Origin of the sequence: Micromonospora sp. D93 (genome assembly GCF_018070365.1) — a bacterium.
In the GTDB taxonomy this organism is placed as follows: domain Bacteria; phylum Actinomycetota; class Actinomycetes; order Mycobacteriales; family Micromonosporaceae; genus Micromonospora; species Micromonospora ureilytica.
Genome location: NZ_JAGPXW010000006.1, coordinates 57,344 through 72,020 on the forward strand (window position 1 = coordinate 57,344; position 14,677 = coordinate 72,020).

Annotated in this window: 19 protein-coding genes; 9 read left to right on the top strand and 10 right to left on the bottom strand. The window is 71.2% G+C overall.

Annotated features, from left to right (window positions below):
• Positions 1 to 13: 13 nt before the first annotated feature.
• The 3 genes from KBX71_RS09480 (at position 14) to KBX71_RS09490 (ending at position 2,571) form a co-directional block, all read left to right on the top strand.
• Complete coding sequence (locus KBX71_RS09480; protein ID WP_210817606.1) at positions 14 to 1,021, top strand: LacI family DNA-binding transcriptional regulator; 1,008 nt, start codon at positions 14 to 16, stop codon at positions 1,019 to 1,021.
• 238 nt (positions 1,022 to 1,259) lie between these two features.
• A complete protein-coding gene (locus tag KBX71_RS09485; protein WP_210817607.1) occupies positions 1,260 to 1,673 on the top strand; it encodes a RidA family protein in 414 nt (137 codons plus the stop codon).
• A 1-nt stretch (position 1,674) separates the two neighbouring features.
• The gene (locus tag KBX71_RS09490; RefSeq protein WP_210817608.1) at positions 1,675 to 2,571 is read left to right on the top strand and encodes a GNAT family N-acetyltransferase; all 897 of its coding nucleotides are present in this window, start codon (positions 1,675 to 1,677) and stop codon (positions 2,569 to 2,571) included.
• Between the two features lie 7 nt (positions 2,572 to 2,578).
• Here KBX71_RS09490 and KBX71_RS09495 read toward each other — a convergent pair whose 3' ends face one another.
• Both KBX71_RS09495 and KBX71_RS09500 read right to left on the bottom strand, forming a co-directional pair.
• Positions 2,579 to 2,848, bottom strand: coding sequence for a hypothetical protein (locus KBX71_RS09495; RefSeq protein ID WP_210817609.1), 270 nt, complete (start codon positions 2,846 to 2,848; stop codon positions 2,579 to 2,581).
• The gene (locus tag KBX71_RS09500) at positions 2,845 to 3,138 is read right to left on the bottom strand and encodes a hypothetical protein (protein WP_307847025.1); all 294 of its coding nucleotides are present in this window, start codon (positions 3,136 to 3,138) and stop codon (positions 2,845 to 2,847) included. Before KBX71_RS09500 ends, KBX71_RS09495 begins: the two co-directional genes overlap by 4 nt.
• Before the next feature lie 206 nt (positions 3,139 to 3,344).
• Between KBX71_RS09500 and KBX71_RS09505 the strand changes: the two genes are divergently transcribed.
• Positions 3,345 to 4,076: a helix-turn-helix domain-containing protein gene (locus tag KBX71_RS09505; protein WP_247683202.1), complete on the top strand. Its 732-nt coding sequence runs from the start codon at positions 3,345 to 3,347 to the stop codon at positions 4,074 to 4,076.
• Between the two features lie 298 nt (positions 4,077 to 4,374).
• Here the strand turns inward: KBX71_RS09505 and KBX71_RS09510 are convergent, their stop codons facing one another.
• Together KBX71_RS09510 and KBX71_RS09515 are read right to left on the bottom strand one after the other, a co-directional pair.
• Positions 4,375 to 4,899 carry an O-acetyl-ADP-ribose deacetylase gene (locus KBX71_RS09510; protein ID WP_210817611.1) on the bottom strand — a complete coding sequence of 175 codons (525 nt, stop codon included), beginning with the start codon at positions 4,897 to 4,899 and terminating at the stop codon, positions 4,375 to 4,377.
• Position 4,900: 1 nt separating this feature from the next.
• Positions 4,901 to 5,692 (bottom strand): EI24 domain-containing protein, encoded by a 792-nt coding sequence (locus KBX71_RS09515; protein ID WP_210817612.1) that lies wholly within the window; start codon positions 5,690 to 5,692, stop codon positions 4,901 to 4,903.
• A 197-nt stretch (positions 5,693 to 5,889) separates the two neighbouring features.
• Here KBX71_RS09515 and KBX71_RS09520 point away from each other — a divergent pair, with 197 nt between their 5' ends.
• From KBX71_RS09520 to KBX71_RS09540, 5 genes are read left to right on the top strand one after another with little or no spacing between them, the layout of a single operon-like run.
• Positions 5,890 to 6,798: an ABC transporter ATP-binding protein gene (locus KBX71_RS09520; RefSeq protein WP_210817613.1), complete on the top strand. Its 909-nt coding sequence runs from the start codon at positions 5,890 to 5,892 to the stop codon at positions 6,796 to 6,798.
• A gap of 12 nt (positions 6,799 to 6,810) precedes the next feature.
• On the top strand, positions 6,811 to 7,545 hold the full coding sequence (locus KBX71_RS09525) for an ABC transporter permease (RefSeq protein WP_210817614.1): 735 nt from the start codon (positions 6,811 to 6,813) through the stop codon (positions 7,543 to 7,545).
• A gap of 11 nt (positions 7,546 to 7,556) precedes the next feature.
• Positions 7,557 to 8,825 (top strand): sensor histidine kinase, encoded by a 1,269-nt coding sequence (locus tag KBX71_RS09530; RefSeq protein ID WP_247683203.1) that lies wholly within the window; start codon positions 7,557 to 7,559, stop codon positions 8,823 to 8,825.
• Positions 8,822 to 9,463: a response regulator transcription factor gene (locus KBX71_RS09535; RefSeq protein WP_124820340.1), complete on the top strand. Its 642-nt coding sequence runs from the start codon at positions 8,822 to 8,824 to the stop codon at positions 9,461 to 9,463. Before KBX71_RS09530 ends, KBX71_RS09535 begins: the two co-directional genes overlap by 4 nt.
• 23 nt (positions 9,464 to 9,486) lie before the next feature.
• Entirely contained in the window at positions 9,487 to 10,455 is a 969-nt protein-coding gene (locus KBX71_RS09540; RefSeq protein WP_210817616.1) for a YafY family protein, read from the top strand.
• Here KBX71_RS09540 and KBX71_RS09545 read toward each other — a convergent pair.
• The 6 genes from KBX71_RS09545 to KBX71_RS09570 all read right to left on the bottom strand — a co-directional run bounded on the left by KBX71_RS09545 (position 10,446) and on the right by KBX71_RS09570 (position 14,651).
• Positions 10,446 to 11,360: an SDR family oxidoreductase gene (locus KBX71_RS09545; protein WP_210817617.1), complete on the bottom strand. Its 915-nt coding sequence runs from the start codon at positions 11,358 to 11,360 to the stop codon at positions 10,446 to 10,448. The genes KBX71_RS09540 and KBX71_RS09545 overlap by 10 nt on opposite strands.
• A 55-nt stretch (positions 11,361 to 11,415) precedes the next feature.
• Entirely contained in the window at positions 11,416 to 12,153 is a 738-nt protein-coding gene (locus KBX71_RS09550) for an alanyl-tRNA editing protein (protein ID WP_210817618.1), read from the bottom strand.
• A gap of 11 nt (positions 12,154 to 12,164) precedes the next feature.
• Positions 12,165 to 13,052 carry an alpha/beta fold hydrolase gene (locus KBX71_RS09555; RefSeq protein ID WP_210817619.1) on the bottom strand — a complete coding sequence of 296 codons (888 nt, stop codon included), beginning with the start codon at positions 13,050 to 13,052 and terminating at the stop codon, positions 12,165 to 12,167.
• The gene (locus KBX71_RS09560) at positions 13,049 to 13,363 is read right to left on the bottom strand and encodes a DUF2516 family protein (protein WP_210817620.1); all 315 of its coding nucleotides are present in this window, start codon (positions 13,361 to 13,363) and stop codon (positions 13,049 to 13,051) included. Before KBX71_RS09560 ends, KBX71_RS09555 begins: the two co-directional genes overlap by 4 nt.
• Positions 13,364 to 13,434: 71 nt before the next feature.
• Positions 13,435 to 14,067, bottom strand: coding sequence for a hypothetical protein (locus tag KBX71_RS09565; RefSeq protein WP_210817621.1), 633 nt, complete (start codon positions 14,065 to 14,067; stop codon positions 13,435 to 13,437).
• Positions 14,064 to 14,651, bottom strand: coding sequence for a helix-turn-helix transcriptional regulator (locus KBX71_RS09570; protein ID WP_210817622.1), 588 nt, complete (start codon positions 14,649 to 14,651; stop codon positions 14,064 to 14,066). The genes KBX71_RS09565 and KBX71_RS09570 overlap by 4 nt, the downstream gene beginning before the upstream one ends.
• Between the last annotated feature and the right edge of the window lie 26 nt (positions 14,652 to 14,677).

A 14,677-nucleotide genomic window follows, 5' to 3' on the forward strand; every position in this document is an offset into this window, starting at 1 on the left:
GGGGGAAGGCGCGATGACGACGGCGCAGCGGCCGACGCTCGAAGCGGTGGCAGCGCGGGCCGGGGTGTCCCGCGCCACCGTGTCCCGGGTGGTCAACGGCTCCACCACCGTCGCCGAACCGATCCGCGAGGCGGTCACCCGGGCGGTCGCCGAGTTGGGGTACGTCCCCAACCTCGCCGCCCGCAGCCTGGTCACCCAGCGCACCGATTCGATCGCTCTGGTCATGCCGGAGGCGGCCACCCGGGTCTTCTCCGACGATCAGGTCTTCCCCGGCATCATCCGGGGCGTCAGCCAGGAACTGGAGGCGGCCGACAAGCAACTGGTGCTGATGCTCGCCGGTTCGCCGGCCGGGCACCATCGGGTCGAGCGGTACACCACCGGCCGGCACGTCGACGGTGTGCTCTTCGCGTCCCTGCACGGCGCCGACCCGCTGCCCGGCACACTGGCCCGACTCGGCATCCCGGTGGTGGTCAGCGGCCGGCCGCTCGGCGACGTGCCCGTCCCGTACGTCGACGTCGACCACGTGGGCGGAGTGACAGCGGCCGTCCGGCACATGATCGACAACGGTCGCCGACGGATCGCGACAATCGCCGGGCCACAGGACATGGTCGCCGGAATCGAACGGCTCCGCGGCTACCGCAGAGCGGTCACCGATGCGGGCCTGCCCGAGCTGATCGCCATCGGTGACTTCACCCGGGAATCCGGGTCGGCGGCGATGCGCCGCCTGCTCACCGAGCATCCCGACCTCGACGGCGTCTTCGCCGCCTCCGACCTCATGGCGCACGCCGCCCTGCGGACGCTGCGCGAGGCCGGTCGGCGGGTGCCCGAGGACGTGGCGGTGGTCGGCTTCGACGACATCGAGACCGCCGCCTACACCGAGCCGCCGCTGACCACGGTCCGGCAGCCGATCGTGGAACTCGGCCGCCGGATGACCCGACAACTGCTCCGGCTGGCCGCCGGGGAAACCATCGAGCAGTCGATCATGCTCCCCACCGAGCTGATCCGACGAGCCTCCGCCTGACCGCGCCTCCGCGCCCGCCCCGCGGTCCGCCCCGCCCCGCGCCCCGCCCCGCCCCGCCGCGCGCCCCGCCCCGCGCGCCGCGCGCCGCAAGATCCGCGCAACTTCAGGGAAGTAGTGCCCTCCGAGCGCCGCGAGGCCACTATTTCCGTGAAGTTGCTGCCTGGTGGCTGGTCGCGGCGGGGCCCGGCGCGTGGTTAATGCGTCGCTCGGGTGGGCGGTCTTGGTTAGCCTCGCCGACATGCCGGATCCTGTCGCGCTGCTGCACGTCCCCGCCCTCTCCGACGCAGCCGAGTACGCGTACGCGGCCACCGTCGAGTCACCTGCCCGGCTGGTGTTCACCGCAGGGGCGTGCCCGCTCGACGCCGAGGGACGCACGGTTGCGCCGGGCGATCACGCCGCGCAGGCCCGGCAGGTGATGACGAACCTGGCGACCGCTCTCGACGCGGCCGGCGCGCGGCTGACCGACGTCGTCAAGACCACTGTCTACGTGGCGTCGTCGCGACAGGCCGACCTGGTGACCGTCTGGGAGGTGGTACGGGACTTCTTCGGCGACCACGACCCGCCCAGCACCCTGCTCGGGGTGGCCGTGCTCGGCTACACCGACCAACTCGTCGAGGTCGAGGCCGTCGCCGCCGTACGGATGGGGACCTGACATGCGCATTCGTGTAGCGCAGCCGGATGACGCCCCGGGCGTGGTGGCTCTGCGGGCGATGGTCTACCCGTACCAGGTGCGCGGGGTCGAGTCGACCCGGAAAATGATCGCCGAGCCGGTACCGGGCAGGGACTGGGTCGCCTTCGTGGCCGAGGTCGATGCCCAGGTCGTCGGTTGGGTGACGGCCCAACGCAACGACTCGACCTCGACGGCGAACTTCGGTGACATCAGCCTCCTGCACGTCCACCCGGAGCACCGGCGGCGCGGCATCGGCACCGCGCTGCTGACGACCGCGACAGGTCACCTCGCCCCGCTGGGCGTCCGCCGGCTCCGCGCCTTCGCCCAGCCGGAAGCGCTGCCGTTCGCCCGTCGGCACGGCTACGAGCCCAGTCGTGAGCTGCGCTTCTCAGCGCTCGACCTGAATCCGGCACCCGCGCTGCCGGAGCCGCCCTCAGGCGTACGACTGCGCCAGATCGCGGAACTGGACCCGCACCGCCTCTACGCGGCGGACGTGGCCGCGGCCCTGGACGAGCCGGGCGACGTACCTGTCGACTCGATCAGCTACCAGACCTGGCAGTACGACGTCTGGGACAACCTGGGCCTGGACAAGGAGGCCAGCACCGCTGTCGAAGTCGACGGGGAGGTGGCCGCGTTCAGCCTGGTGAAGCGGGATGGGGACCGGATGTGGTCGGACTTCACCGGCAGCCTCCCGGCGTACCGCGGCCGAGGGCTGGCCCGGCTCGCCAAGACGGCGGCACTGCACCGGGCCGCCGCGAACGGCGTGCGCGTCGCGTACACCTCGAACGACGAGGCGAACGGGCCGATGCTCGCGATCAACACCCGGCTGGGCTACCGCCCGGTGGCAGCCGAGTGGTCCTGCCTGGCCGAACTGACCTGATCAGGAATCACCCTGCCCGGCGCGATCGGCGGGCCAGGGACAGCCACCCGAGGAAGCGGGTGTGCAGCACGGCGGGATCCGGGCGGCCGCCCAGGGCGTACATGTCGTCGACGGCGTCCTGCATCGACGAGGCCAGGTAGAACGCCAGAGCGATCGAGTGACCGTGGAACTCGACAATGAGGTCGAGTTGAGCCGGACCGCACGGCCAAGGCGCAGCGCAGTTGCGACACAGCCACGCGGGGCGCATCGGCAGGTGTGGCCGAGGGCGGGCGGTCATCCGACCCTCACCGGTCCACGGCGTACCTGCCGGCGGGCCGTCGGCCGGGCGGCTGGCAGCGGAGGGTCCTGCCAGATCAGCCCCGCCTTCTGCACGAACAGCGACCGCCGTACGACGGCCTCGCCCTTCGGGCCCAGCTCGTAGCCCTCAATCCAGAGCCAGCCGTCATACGTCACCCAGTCGGGGAGCCGGATCACGCGGACGAAGATCGGCCGGAGGAACTGCACACTCGCCGCGCGGGTCAGGTGCAGGACATCGCCCGACTTCACCTCCCGCGCAGATCCCCTCACCCGGCCACCCATCGACGCCTTCCTCTCTGATCGTTAGGAGGGGCCACACTGAGTTCTCGCCCACGTGGCGGCCCTGGGTGGCTAGCACCGCCGCCGGGCGTCGCCTCCGCTCGCGGTACTGCTCAACTGCACGGTCTCAGCGCGTATCGGACGCCTGCACCGTCCGTGTGCGACCATCGGGGACGTCTAGGAAAGGTCCCCTTACGATGACGCGAAACGACACCCTCGGACACGCCCTACGATCGACGGGCCTGACCGTTGCTGACCTCGCCGAGAAGTGCGGGGTGGACCCGAAGACGGTTGAGCGGTGGATCAGCAGAGGCCGCATTCCTCACCCTCGCTCCCGGATGCGGGCTGCGGGGGTGTTGGGTCAGGATGTAGGGGTGCTATGGCCCGAAGTCGTCCGCCGCGCTGTCAAGGTCGGTTCAGACCGTGAGTTGGTCGGCATGTACGCGCGCCGATCGGACCTTCCGCGTTCACTGTTCCGCGAATTGATCGACAAAGCGGGTACCAGGTTGTGGTTCGGCGGATACACGAGTTACTTCGTATGGCTTGAGGTCCCCAACGCCGCCACCACGCTCAGCGCGAAGGCACAGAACGGCGCCGACGTGCGCTTCCTCCTCGGCGACCCTGGCGGCGAGGTCACTGCGGCGCGAGAGCGTATCGAGGCAACTCCCCTCACACTCGCGACCCGCATCGCCATGACCCAGGCAGAGATCGCGAAGTCTCCGGAACCCCTTGCCGCCCGAATGTCAGAACGGCACGTTGCCATGTCCGTCTGGGTCTTCGATGACGAGGCGATTGTGGCTACGCACATCGGCGCGGGGCTGGGGCAGGACTCGGTAACGATGCACTTCCGACGCCGGGAAGCCGACGGTCCGTTTGATCGTTACGTGGAGCACTTCGAGTCCCTGTGGGATGACGCACGGGCGGCGTAGGCCCACCGTCCCGAAGTCACGATGACCTGACCGGTATTCCGGGATTGCGTTAGCGATCTCCCCCCGGCGCGCGCCGATCTTGCAGTTTCTGTCGCCGGAATGCGCGAAATGCCCCCTATGCCGCAACAGAAAGTGCAAGATCGCGGAGCGGGCGCAGCTCAACCTCGTCGATCATGGAGTTGTGGTGCCTGTTTTGGCGCGACACGGGTGCTTTGTCACCCATCACAACTCCATGATCGACGCGGCGGCGTGGATGTTGGGCTACTCAGCATCAAGTGATCACGGCGACGGCAAGTGATCACGGGGAGGGTCGCTCCCCGATCACCTGGCGTGCGGTGGCATAGGTGTCGGGGTCGAAGAGCACCAGGCGGGCCTCGGTGACGGCCGCTGGAGTGGCCACGCGCAGCACCGACAGCGCCTGACCGACCGCGTCGTCGACCGGCCAGCCGTAGATGCCGGCCGAGATCAGAGGGAAGGCCACGGTGCCAGCGCCCAGCTCGTCGGCCACCCGGAGGCTGTTGGCGTAGCAGTCGCGCAGCAGCGCCGACCGGTCCTCGGTGGCCGACCAGACCGGCCCGACTGTGTGGATCACCCAGCGCGCCGGCAGCTCCCCGGCGGTGGTCGCCACCGCCTGGCCGGTGGGCAGGCCCCTGCCGTAGCGGGACGCCCGCAGCGCCCGGCACTCGGCCAGGATCGCTGGCCCGCCGCGCCGGTGGATGGCACCGTCGACCCCACCGCCGCCGAGCAGGGACGAGTTCGCGGCGTTCACGACGGCGTCCACCCGCTGGGCGGTGATGTCCCCCTCGACAAGGGTGATCTCCATGTCAGCTCTCCTCGATCGACTGACCCATCGAGCGGCGGGCCAGCAACGTGGCACCGGCGACCGCCGCCGGCATGATCAGCACGGCGCCGAGCGGGATCAGGAAGCAGAGGAAGACGGCCACTCCGAAACCGAGCGCTGTGGGTCGGTCGGCCTTCAGGATCGTCCGGCGCTGCGGCAGCCGCATCCCCCGTCGGTAGAACGGTGCACCTACCAACTCCACGGCGAGGAACCAGCCGCCCACGGCCGCACCGATGACCGGGACGACAGTCTGGCCGACCACCGGGATGAAGCCGGCCACGAAGAGCGGGATGCCGACCAGCGCCGTGAGCGCCACCAGGCGTACCGAGTCGGCGAGGCTGCGGCGCAGCGACGACCAGAACGGCACGTCCACCGCGCCCGGCGTGCCGCCGTACCGCTGCTCGACCTGCTCGGAGATCTTCTCGTAGAACGGGTCGCCGATGACCAGGGTGACAGCGGTGAAGGTGAGCACGCCGAGCAGGCCGCCGAGCCCCAGGAAGGCCAGCCCGGCGATCACCCGGACCAGGCTGCGGCCGGTGCTCGACCAGTCGTCGGCGAACGGGGTGACAAGCGCGGCGAGGTCGTCCACGAAGTACACGAGCGTGGCGAGCGCGGCCAGGAAGAGCACGCCGGAGATCAGCGCCGGCACGATGCCGAGCAGCATCAACCCCGGGCTGCGGACGTAGAGGCCCAACCCGCGCAGGAGCAGCCCCGCCCCGGCGAGGAAGCGTCCGACGACCCCGGTCACCGGGCTGGCGATTCTGCTGGCATCCACGATCGAGCAGCCTAACCAGCCGTGATCGGATCCGCCGGGCGGAGCGCTAGCAGCGACCCACGACGTATGCATCAACCGGTTGACGGACGGCAGCGATCCACCGGGGACGCCGAGGTTCGTCGCCGACCGGTCGATTCGCCGGCGGGCCACCGCGACAACCCTTGAGGGGTACGAAGTCAGCGGCGGAAGGCGGCACCATGCCGGTCATCGAGGTGACCCACCTCAAGAAGTTGTACGGCGATCTGGTGGCGGTGGACGACGTGTCACTCGCCGTGGAGGCCGGGGAGATCTTCGGCGTTCTCGGCCCGAACGGCGCGGGCAAGACCACCACCGTGGAGTGTGTCGCCGGGCTGCGTGTCCCAGACGGGGGCGGGGTGTCGGTCCTCGGGCTCGACCCCCGCCGGGACGCGGCCCAGCTACGCCAGCGGGTCGGGGTGCAACTCCAGGAGAGTCAACTGCCGGACCGGTTGCGGGTGTCCGAGGCACTGGAGCTGTACGCCTCGTTCTACAGCAACCCGGCCGACCCGGCCGAGCTGATCGACAAGCTGGGCCTCGGCGACAAGCGGAACACCGCGTACAAAAAGCTCTCCGGCGGTCAGAAGCAGCGGCTCTCCATCGCGCTGGCCCTGGTGGGCAACCCGGAGATCGCGATCCTCGACGAGCTGACCACCGGGCTGGACCCGCAGGCCCGCCGGGACACCTGGGGCCTCATCGAACAGGTCCGGGACAGCGGGGTGACGATCGTGCTGGTCACCCACTTCATGGAGGAGGCCGAGCGGCTCTGCGACCGGGTCGCGGTGATCGACCGGGGTCGGGTGGTCGCCCTGGACAGTCCGGCGGGCCTGGTGTCGACGGTGGCTCCGGAGCAGCGGATCCGGTTCCGGCCCTCGGCTCCGGTAGACGACCGGCTCCTCACCGACCTGCCCGAGGTCTCCGCGGTGCAACGCACCGGCAGTCAGGTGGTGGTGATCGGCACCGGCGAGTTGCTGCACGCGGTCACCTCGGTGCTCGCCCGTCACCAGATCGTCGCCGCGGACCTGCGGCTGGAGCAGTCCACCCTCGACGACGCCTTCGTCGAGCTGACCGGGCACCGGCCCGCCAATTGAGAGGGAGCCAGCATGCACGCCTTCCGCAACATCCTGAGAATCGAGGCGCGGCTCTATCTGCGGGACCTGCCGACGCTGCTCCTCACCGTCGGGCTGCCCACAGTGATCCTGGTGGTGCTCGGGCTGGTTCCCTCGCTGCGCAAGCCGGATCCGACCTTCGACGGGCAGACCTTCGTCAGCTACTTCGCCCCGTCGCTGCTGGTGGTCACCCTCGCCATGGTGGGGGTGAACATCCTGCCGGCAGTGCTGGCCACCTACCGGGAACGCGGCGTGCTGCGCCGACTGGCGACCACCCCGGCGCATCCGGCGGCGCTGCTCGCCGCCCAACTGGTGCTGGCCCTGGCCGGGATCCTGGCCAGCGCGCTGCTGCTCATCGTCGTCGCCCGGCTGGCTTTCGGGGTGCCGCTCCCCCGGCACCCGATCGGCTTCACGCTGGCGTTCATCCTCGGCACGGCCGCCCTGCTGTCGCTCGGCCTGCTGGTCGCCGCCGTGGCCCGCACGACGAGGGCCGCACAGGCCCTGGCCGTGCCGCTGTTCCTGATCACCATGTTCTTCGGCGGGGTCTACCTTCCCCGGTTCCTGCTTCCGGACGTCGTCGCGCGGATCGGCGACTACACGCCGCCGGGGGTGCAGGCGCTCCTCGACGCCTGGACCGGCACCCCGCCGCAGCCGCTGCATCTGGGGATAATGGCGGTGATCGCCGTGGTGGCCGGCGCCGGCGCGGCGAAACTGTTCCGCTGGGAGTGAGCGGAGATGCGATGACCTGCAACGGTGGGCACGACCGTCTGGCCAGTTGGCGAGAGCGCGAGGCGAGCCTCTATCGGGTGTTCCCCTTCGGCGGGCTGGCCCTGGGCACACTGCTGGCCCTCGTCGCACCGGCACCCGATCATCTCGGGGCACTGCCCACCCTCGCCATCGCCGTGGCGGCCGGATGCTGGGTCGCCTGGTTCGTCACAGTGCACCCCGGCTGGCAGAGCCGGCGCACGCTGATGGCGGTCTACTACGCCGGGCTGCTCACGTTCGCCGCCGCACTGGTGGCCGCCAGTCCGTGGTACGGCTTCTTCGCCTGGATCGGCTACATCCACGCCTTTCCGGTGCTGCCCGGGCGCTGGCGGGTCGCCGGCGTGGTCACCACGGCCACCCTCGTCGCCACCTCCCAGGGCGGTGGCCTGTCGGTGGTGCTGTCGCACTGGCCGCTCTGGCTGGTGCTGGTGCTGTTCAACCTGGTGGTGGCCGGCTCGGTGAGCTGGTTCGCGATGGTTGCCGAACAGGAGGACGCCAAACGCAAGCGTTTGGTGGCGGAACTCGGCGAGACCAACCGCCAGCTCACCGAGACGGTCAGTGAGAACGCCGGGCTGCACGCCCAACTGCTCACTCAGGCCCGGGAGGCCGGCGTGCTGGACGAGCGACAACGAATGGCGCGCGAGATCCACGACACCCTGGCGCAGGGGCTGACCGGCATCATCACCCAGCTGGAGGCGGCCGAGCAGACCCGCGACAGGTCCGCCGACTGGCGCCGGCACGTCGACAACGCGCTCGCCCTGGCCCGGGAGAGCCTCACCGAGGCCCGCCGCTCGGTACAGGCGGTCCGCCCGGAACCGTTGGAGACGGCCCGGCTGCCGGACGCCCTCGTCGATCTGGGCGGGCGCTGGTCGGCCCTGAACGGGGTACGGGCCGACGTGGCCACCACCGGCACCCCCCGTCCGCTGCACCCGGAGGTGGAGGTGACCCTGCTGCGGGCCGCCCAGGAGGCGCTGTCCAACGTGGCCCGGCACGCCGCCGCGTCGCGGGTCGGGCTGACCCTGTCGTACATGGCGGACGTGGTCACGCTCGATGTTCGCGACGACGGGGCCGGCTTCGACGTCACCGACCGGCCGGCGCCCCGCGAGCCAGGCGGCGGGTACGGGCTGACCGCCATGCGGCAACGGGTGAGCCGGGTCGGTGGCGAGTTGGCAGTCGAATCCGAGCCGGGCGGCGGCACCGCCATTTCGGCGTCCGTCCCCGCGCTGCCCGGAGGTGCCGGTTGACCGCCCCGGTTCGACTGCTGATCGTCGACGACCATCCGGTGGTGCGCGACGGTTTGCGGGGGATGTTCACCGGCGACCCCGATTTCGAGGTGGTGGGCGAGGCCGCGGACGGCTCGGAGGCGTTGGTCCTGGTCGCGACGCTGCGGCCGGACGTGGTGCTGATGGACCTACGGATGCCCGGGATGGATGGGGTGACCGCCATCGGCAGGCTGGCTCGCGCCGGCAGCGCCGCCCGGGTGCTGGTGCTCACCACCTACGACACGGACGCGGACGTGCTGCCGGCGATCGAGGCCGGTGCGACCGGTTACCTGCTCAAGGACACCCCTCGGGAAGATCTGGTTCGCGCGGTCCGGGCCGCCGCACGGGGTGAGTCGGTGCTCGCGCCGAGCGTCGCCGGTCGGCTGATGGGCCGGTTGCGCGCTCCCGTCGAGGAGCCGCTCAGCCAACGGGAGCTGGAGGTGCTCACCCTGGTCGCCCGGGGTGCCTCCAACCGGGAGGCGGCGAGTCAGCTGTTCATCAGCGAGGCCACCGTCAAGACGCACCTGCTGCACGTGTACGCCAAGCTCGGGGTCAACGACCGGGCTGCCGCGGTGGCCACCGCGTACGACAGGGGGTTGCTGACGCCCGGCGGGCGGTGAGCGGCACCGGGCAGGATGGGTGGGTGCGCGCGTCCCGACTGATCTCGCTGTTGTTGCTGTTGCAGTCGCGTGGGTCGATGACCGCGAGCGAGTTGGCACGGGAGCTGGAGGTCTCCGAGCGGACCGTCTACCGGGACGTCCTGGCGCTCTCCGCGGCGGGCGTGCCGGTCTACGCCGACCGGGGGCGAGCCGGTGGTTACCGCCTGCTCGGCGGGTACCGCACCCGACTGACCGGGCTGACCCGGGACGAGGCGGAGGCGCTCTTCCTCACCGGGCTGCCCGGGCCGGCCGGTGAGATGGGTCTCGCCGACGCTGTCGCGTCCGCCGAGCTGAAGGTACTCGCCGCGCTGCCACCCGCCCTGCGTGATGCGCCGGCCCGCGCCGGGCAGCGGTTCCACCTGGACGTGCCGGGCTGGTTCCGGGAGACCGCGCCACCGCCCTGGTTGCCCGAGCTGGCGCGGGCGGTCTGGGGCGACCGGGTGGTGGAGCTGCGCTACCGACGCGGCGACCGGGAGGTGACCCGCCGGGTCCAGCCGTACGGTCTGGTGCTCAAGAGCGGGGTCTGGTATTTGGTCGGCCGGGTCGGCGACGATGTGCGCACCTACCGGGTGGACCGGGTCACCGGGGTCGAGGTGGGCGACGAGCACTTCGACCGCGACGAGGGCTTCGACCTGGCCGGGCACTGGCGCGAGCAGGCCGGGTCGTTCCTGCGGACCATGCTGCGGGCCGAGGTCGCCGTCCGGCTGAGCCCCGCCGGCCTGCGCCAGCTCCGGCACCAGGTCGATGCCCCCTTCGTGTACGACGAACTGGTCGCCGCCGCCAGCCCACCCGACGAGCAGGGCTGGGTGGTGGCACGGCTGCCCGTCGAGTCGGTCCAGGTGGCGTACCACCAACTGCTGGGGCTCGGCCCCGAGGTGGAGGTCCTCGACCCTCCGGAGCTGCGGCGGCTGTTCGCGGAGAGCGCCGACCGGCTCGCTGCGCTCTACCGGTAGCCGGTCACGTCCGACGGCTTGCCCGCGTCGACCACCTCGGTGATGTACCGGAAGCCCTCGGGTTGGCTGCCGTCCAGGTCGGTGAACCCGTACACCTTGGACAGCGTGCCGGCGTCGACGGACCTGCCGCTCCAGCGGGCCTTCTCCTCGTCGGCGGCGAGCGCGGCCACCGCCCGGCCGACGAAGGCCGGGGTTTCCGAGATGAGGAAGTTCGGGTCGGTGGCAGCGCCGTCGCGCCAGTTTTCCTCGGTCACGCCGAAGTGCTCCAGCATCGCCTCGGAACGGATCCAGCCGGGGGTGAGCGCCACGGCCGTGCAGCCGTGCGGCTTCAACTCGTGCGCCTGGCTGAAGGCGAGCCGGTTCACCGACACCTTGGCCAGGTCGTAGAAGACCGACAGTCGGTAGTTCTCGTCGTTGTACGCCTTGGTGCCGTCGCCCATCTCCACCACCAGCCCGCCGGGCTTGCGGATCAGCAGTGGCAGGGCGAAGTGGCTGGTGATGATGTGCGTGTCGACGGCCAGTCGCAGGGTGCGGAACCCAGCCTCGAGCGACTGCTCCCACACCGGCTTGTTCCAGGTGACAAGTGGGTCGCCGCCCCAGATGTCGTTCACCAGCACGTCGAGTTGGCCCTGCTCGGCGTCGATCCGGGCGACCAGGTCGCGGACCTGCTCGGGCACCAGGTGATCGACAGGTACGGCGATGCCGGTGCCGCCGGCGGCGCTGACCAGCTCGGCGGTCTCCTCGATGGTTTCCGGTCGGTCCATCTCGGAGCGGCCGGCCCGGCTGCTGCGGCCGGTGGCGTAGACAGTGGCACCGGCCGCGCCGAGCTGAACGGCGATCTGCCGCCCGGCACCACGGGTGGCACCGGCGACGAGCGCGATCTTTCCTCTGAGCGGTTGCGTCATGCCTGCGACGTTGTCAGGAATACCTGACAACCGACGTCCGAATTCGTTACTCGATCTAATCCACCAGCCGGACCCGGACCCGGCGGTTGGCCCGGCCCTTGCTCTCCACCTTGACCACCTGCACCTTGCCGATCTGGGCGGTGGAGGCGACGTGCGTGCCACCGTCGGCCTGCACGTCCAGCCCGACGATGTCGACGATCCGGACCTCCTGCTCGTCCGGCGGGATGAGGTTGGACTGGGTGCGGATGATGTCCGGCAGGGCCAGCGCCTCGGTGCGCGGCAGCACCCGCGTGGCGACCGAGCGGTCGGCGGCCACCTCGGCGTTGACCAGCTCCTCGATGCGGCTCTTGAAGTCCGGCGGCACCTCGGGGAGGTTGAAGTCCATCCGGGCCTCGCCCGGTTCCATCGAGTTGCCGGTGACGAGCGCGCCGAAGTCGCGGAACACCACACCGCAGAGCACGTGCAGCCCGGAGTGGGTACGCATCAGCCGGGTGCGGCGCTCGTCCTCCACCGCGCCGACGACAGCGGTGCCGACCGGCGGCAACGGGTCACCCTCGGCGGAGATCAGGTAGGGGTCGTCGCCCTTGCGGGTGCCAACGATCCGGGTCTGTACGCCCTGCCAGAGCAGCACGCCGTGGTCGGGTGGTTGACCCCCGCCGCCCGGGTAGAACGCCGAACGGTCCAGCACGATGCCCTGCTCCGCATCGGCGTGCAGGACCGTGCACGTCCATTCGCGCACTGTCGGGTCGGCAAGGTCCAGCCGGTGCGTACGGCCATGCTGTGTGACGCCCATGACAGGGCAGGTTACTCGTTCAGGAAACCGGAGATGCGGTCCCGCAGATCGGCGCGTTCCGACCAGAGCACGCCGGGCCTGTCGTACACGTGCAGGCTGGCCTGGGGCAGCGCGACGGCGAGCCGCTCGGCGACCTCGACCGGGTGCAGGTCGTCGCCCGCGCAACCGATCACCAGCGCCGGCGCGGTGACAGCCGTCAGGTCACCGATCTGGCGCAGTGGTGTCTGGTCGGTGAGCGTGGCCAGACCGTCGGCCAGACCGTCGCGGAGCAGCTGGTCGAGCCGTTGCCGCAGGTAGGCCCAGCCGGCCGGGGTGTTGCGCACCGCCGGGGGCAACTCCAGCGTGACGATGTCGGCGACAGCCGAGGCGTCGCCGCTCTCCACCGCCTCCAGCAGGTCGGTGACGCGCTCCCGGGCGGTCGGCCCGTGTGGCTCGTCGAGGACCGCCGGCAGGAAGAAGACCAGCTTGTCGAAACGCTCCGGGCTCTCCACGAGGAGTCGGCAGAGGGCACCCGCGCCGAGGCTCGCGCCGAACGCCCGGCTGGCGCCACCGAGGTCGGCGATCGCCCGCAGGTCCCGGGCCAGGTCCAGGTAGTCCCATGGCCCGTCCGGGGCAACGGATCGGCCGTGCCCGCGGAACTGGAAGAACACCTTGCGGCCGTTCACCCCACTGCCGAACGGGCGGGTGGTGGCGATGCCCTGGCCCAGCCCGTGTGCGAACACGGTGACCGGATCACCGGTGCCGGTGACCAGCCGCTCCAGCCGTACGCCGTGGGGGGTGGTGACCAGCTCGGTCTCCGGCTCTGGCAGCGCCGGCCGGCCGGTACGCGGCCCACCCGGCCCGGGCCCCCAGGTGCGGGGCCCGCTGTCGGGTGGGGGCGGCCAGCGAAAACCTCTCACCAGAACCCTTTGCCGTCGCTCAGGTCGCGGAGACCGACCCGGACGTCGAGCAGGTAGATGAGCGCGGCGGCGATGCCGATCAGCCCGAAGAGGCTGATCGGACCGAAGCCGAGCAGGGTGAGCACCAGGCAGACCGCCAGGATGGCGATCCAGCCGCCCTTGGGCAGCGTCCCGATGGCGGGGAAAGCGTCGGAGCGCTGCGTGATGGCGTGCACCAGGGCGACGCCCTGAACGATCAGCGCGAAGACGAGCAGGATCAGCTCGATCACGTCACGGACGGCATAGGCGAAGATCGGCGCGGCGTTGGCCATGTCGGCAAGTTTATGTCCACGACCCCGGCTACGTCCGACAAGGACGCCGCCGAGGTCGTGGGCACGATGAGCTATTCGGCGGCCGGGCGGGTCCGCTTGGTTGCCCGGGGGAGCTTCGCCGACGGGGTCTCGGCCTGCTTGGCAGCCTTCGGCGCGCGGGCGACCTTCTTGACCGCGGCCGGGTTGGCCTCGGCGATCTCGGCCACGTCGGCCGGGGTCGGCACGTCGGCGGGGGCCACGGCCGGGGCCGTCGGGGCGGTGGTGGCAGCCGGCGCCACGGCCTCGGTGGCCTCGATGTCGGCGTTTACCGTCTCGGCGGCCTCCAGCACGCCTGAGCCGACGACCCGCTCGCCCCGGGCGACAAGCGCACCGTACGCGGCGAACGCGCGCTCCTGGGCGACCTGGGCGCCCGCGACCACCAGGGCGGCGTTGCGGGTCGCGGCGGCGCGCAGCTTGTCGATGTCGGCCACCTCGCGCAGCTTCGCCAGGTCGGCGGTCTCGTTGGCGGTACGCAGCGTCTCGGTGGCCTTCTGCTTCAACTCGAAGCCGGTCAGCACGGCCCGACCACCCAGGTCGGCGACGACCCGGGTGCTGAGGACGCCGACCACGGCCGGCAGCTTGCGCAGCTGCTCGATGGCCAGCTCACCGGCGCCGGCGGCGGCGTAGATCGGGGCGGGGATGCGGTTGGTCTTCGGCTCGCTCATGACGTCTCCTCTTCGGCCGCCTCGGCGGCCTTCTTCTTCTGGGGGATGCTGGTGCTGCCCGGAGCGGGGGCGGTGCCCGCCTCGGTGACGGCGACCGACTCGAGCACGGCCTCGGTCGGGGTGCCGCCCGCGGTGGTGGGGCCGGTGGCGGCCACGTTGGCCAGGTCGGCGGCCTGACTGGCGGCCGGCCCGCTGGGCTGGTCGGCCTGAGCCGCCTCGGCTTCGGCCTGGGTCTCGGACAGCCGGGTGTTCTCCCGGCGGAACGTCTCGTAGATCTGACTGAGCGACTGCTTCTGCGCCATCGTCAGGTCGGCGTCCACGGCGATGGCGGCGAGCACCCCGTGGCCTTCCTTGTCGTCGAGCAGCCCGGCGCGCAGGTACATCGCCGGCGTGGAGACGCGCAGCGCGCTCGCCAGTTGCTGGAGCACCTCGGCGCTGGGCTTGCGCAGGCCGCGCTCGATCTGGCTGAGGTACGGGTTGCTGACCCCCGCCTGCTCGGCGAGTTGCCGTAGCGAGATCTTGGCGTTGCGCCGCAGATCGCGGATGAACCCGCCGACGTCGGGAAGGTCCTTGGGTGTGGCCATGACAGCGACGCTAACCGCCCGCGCTA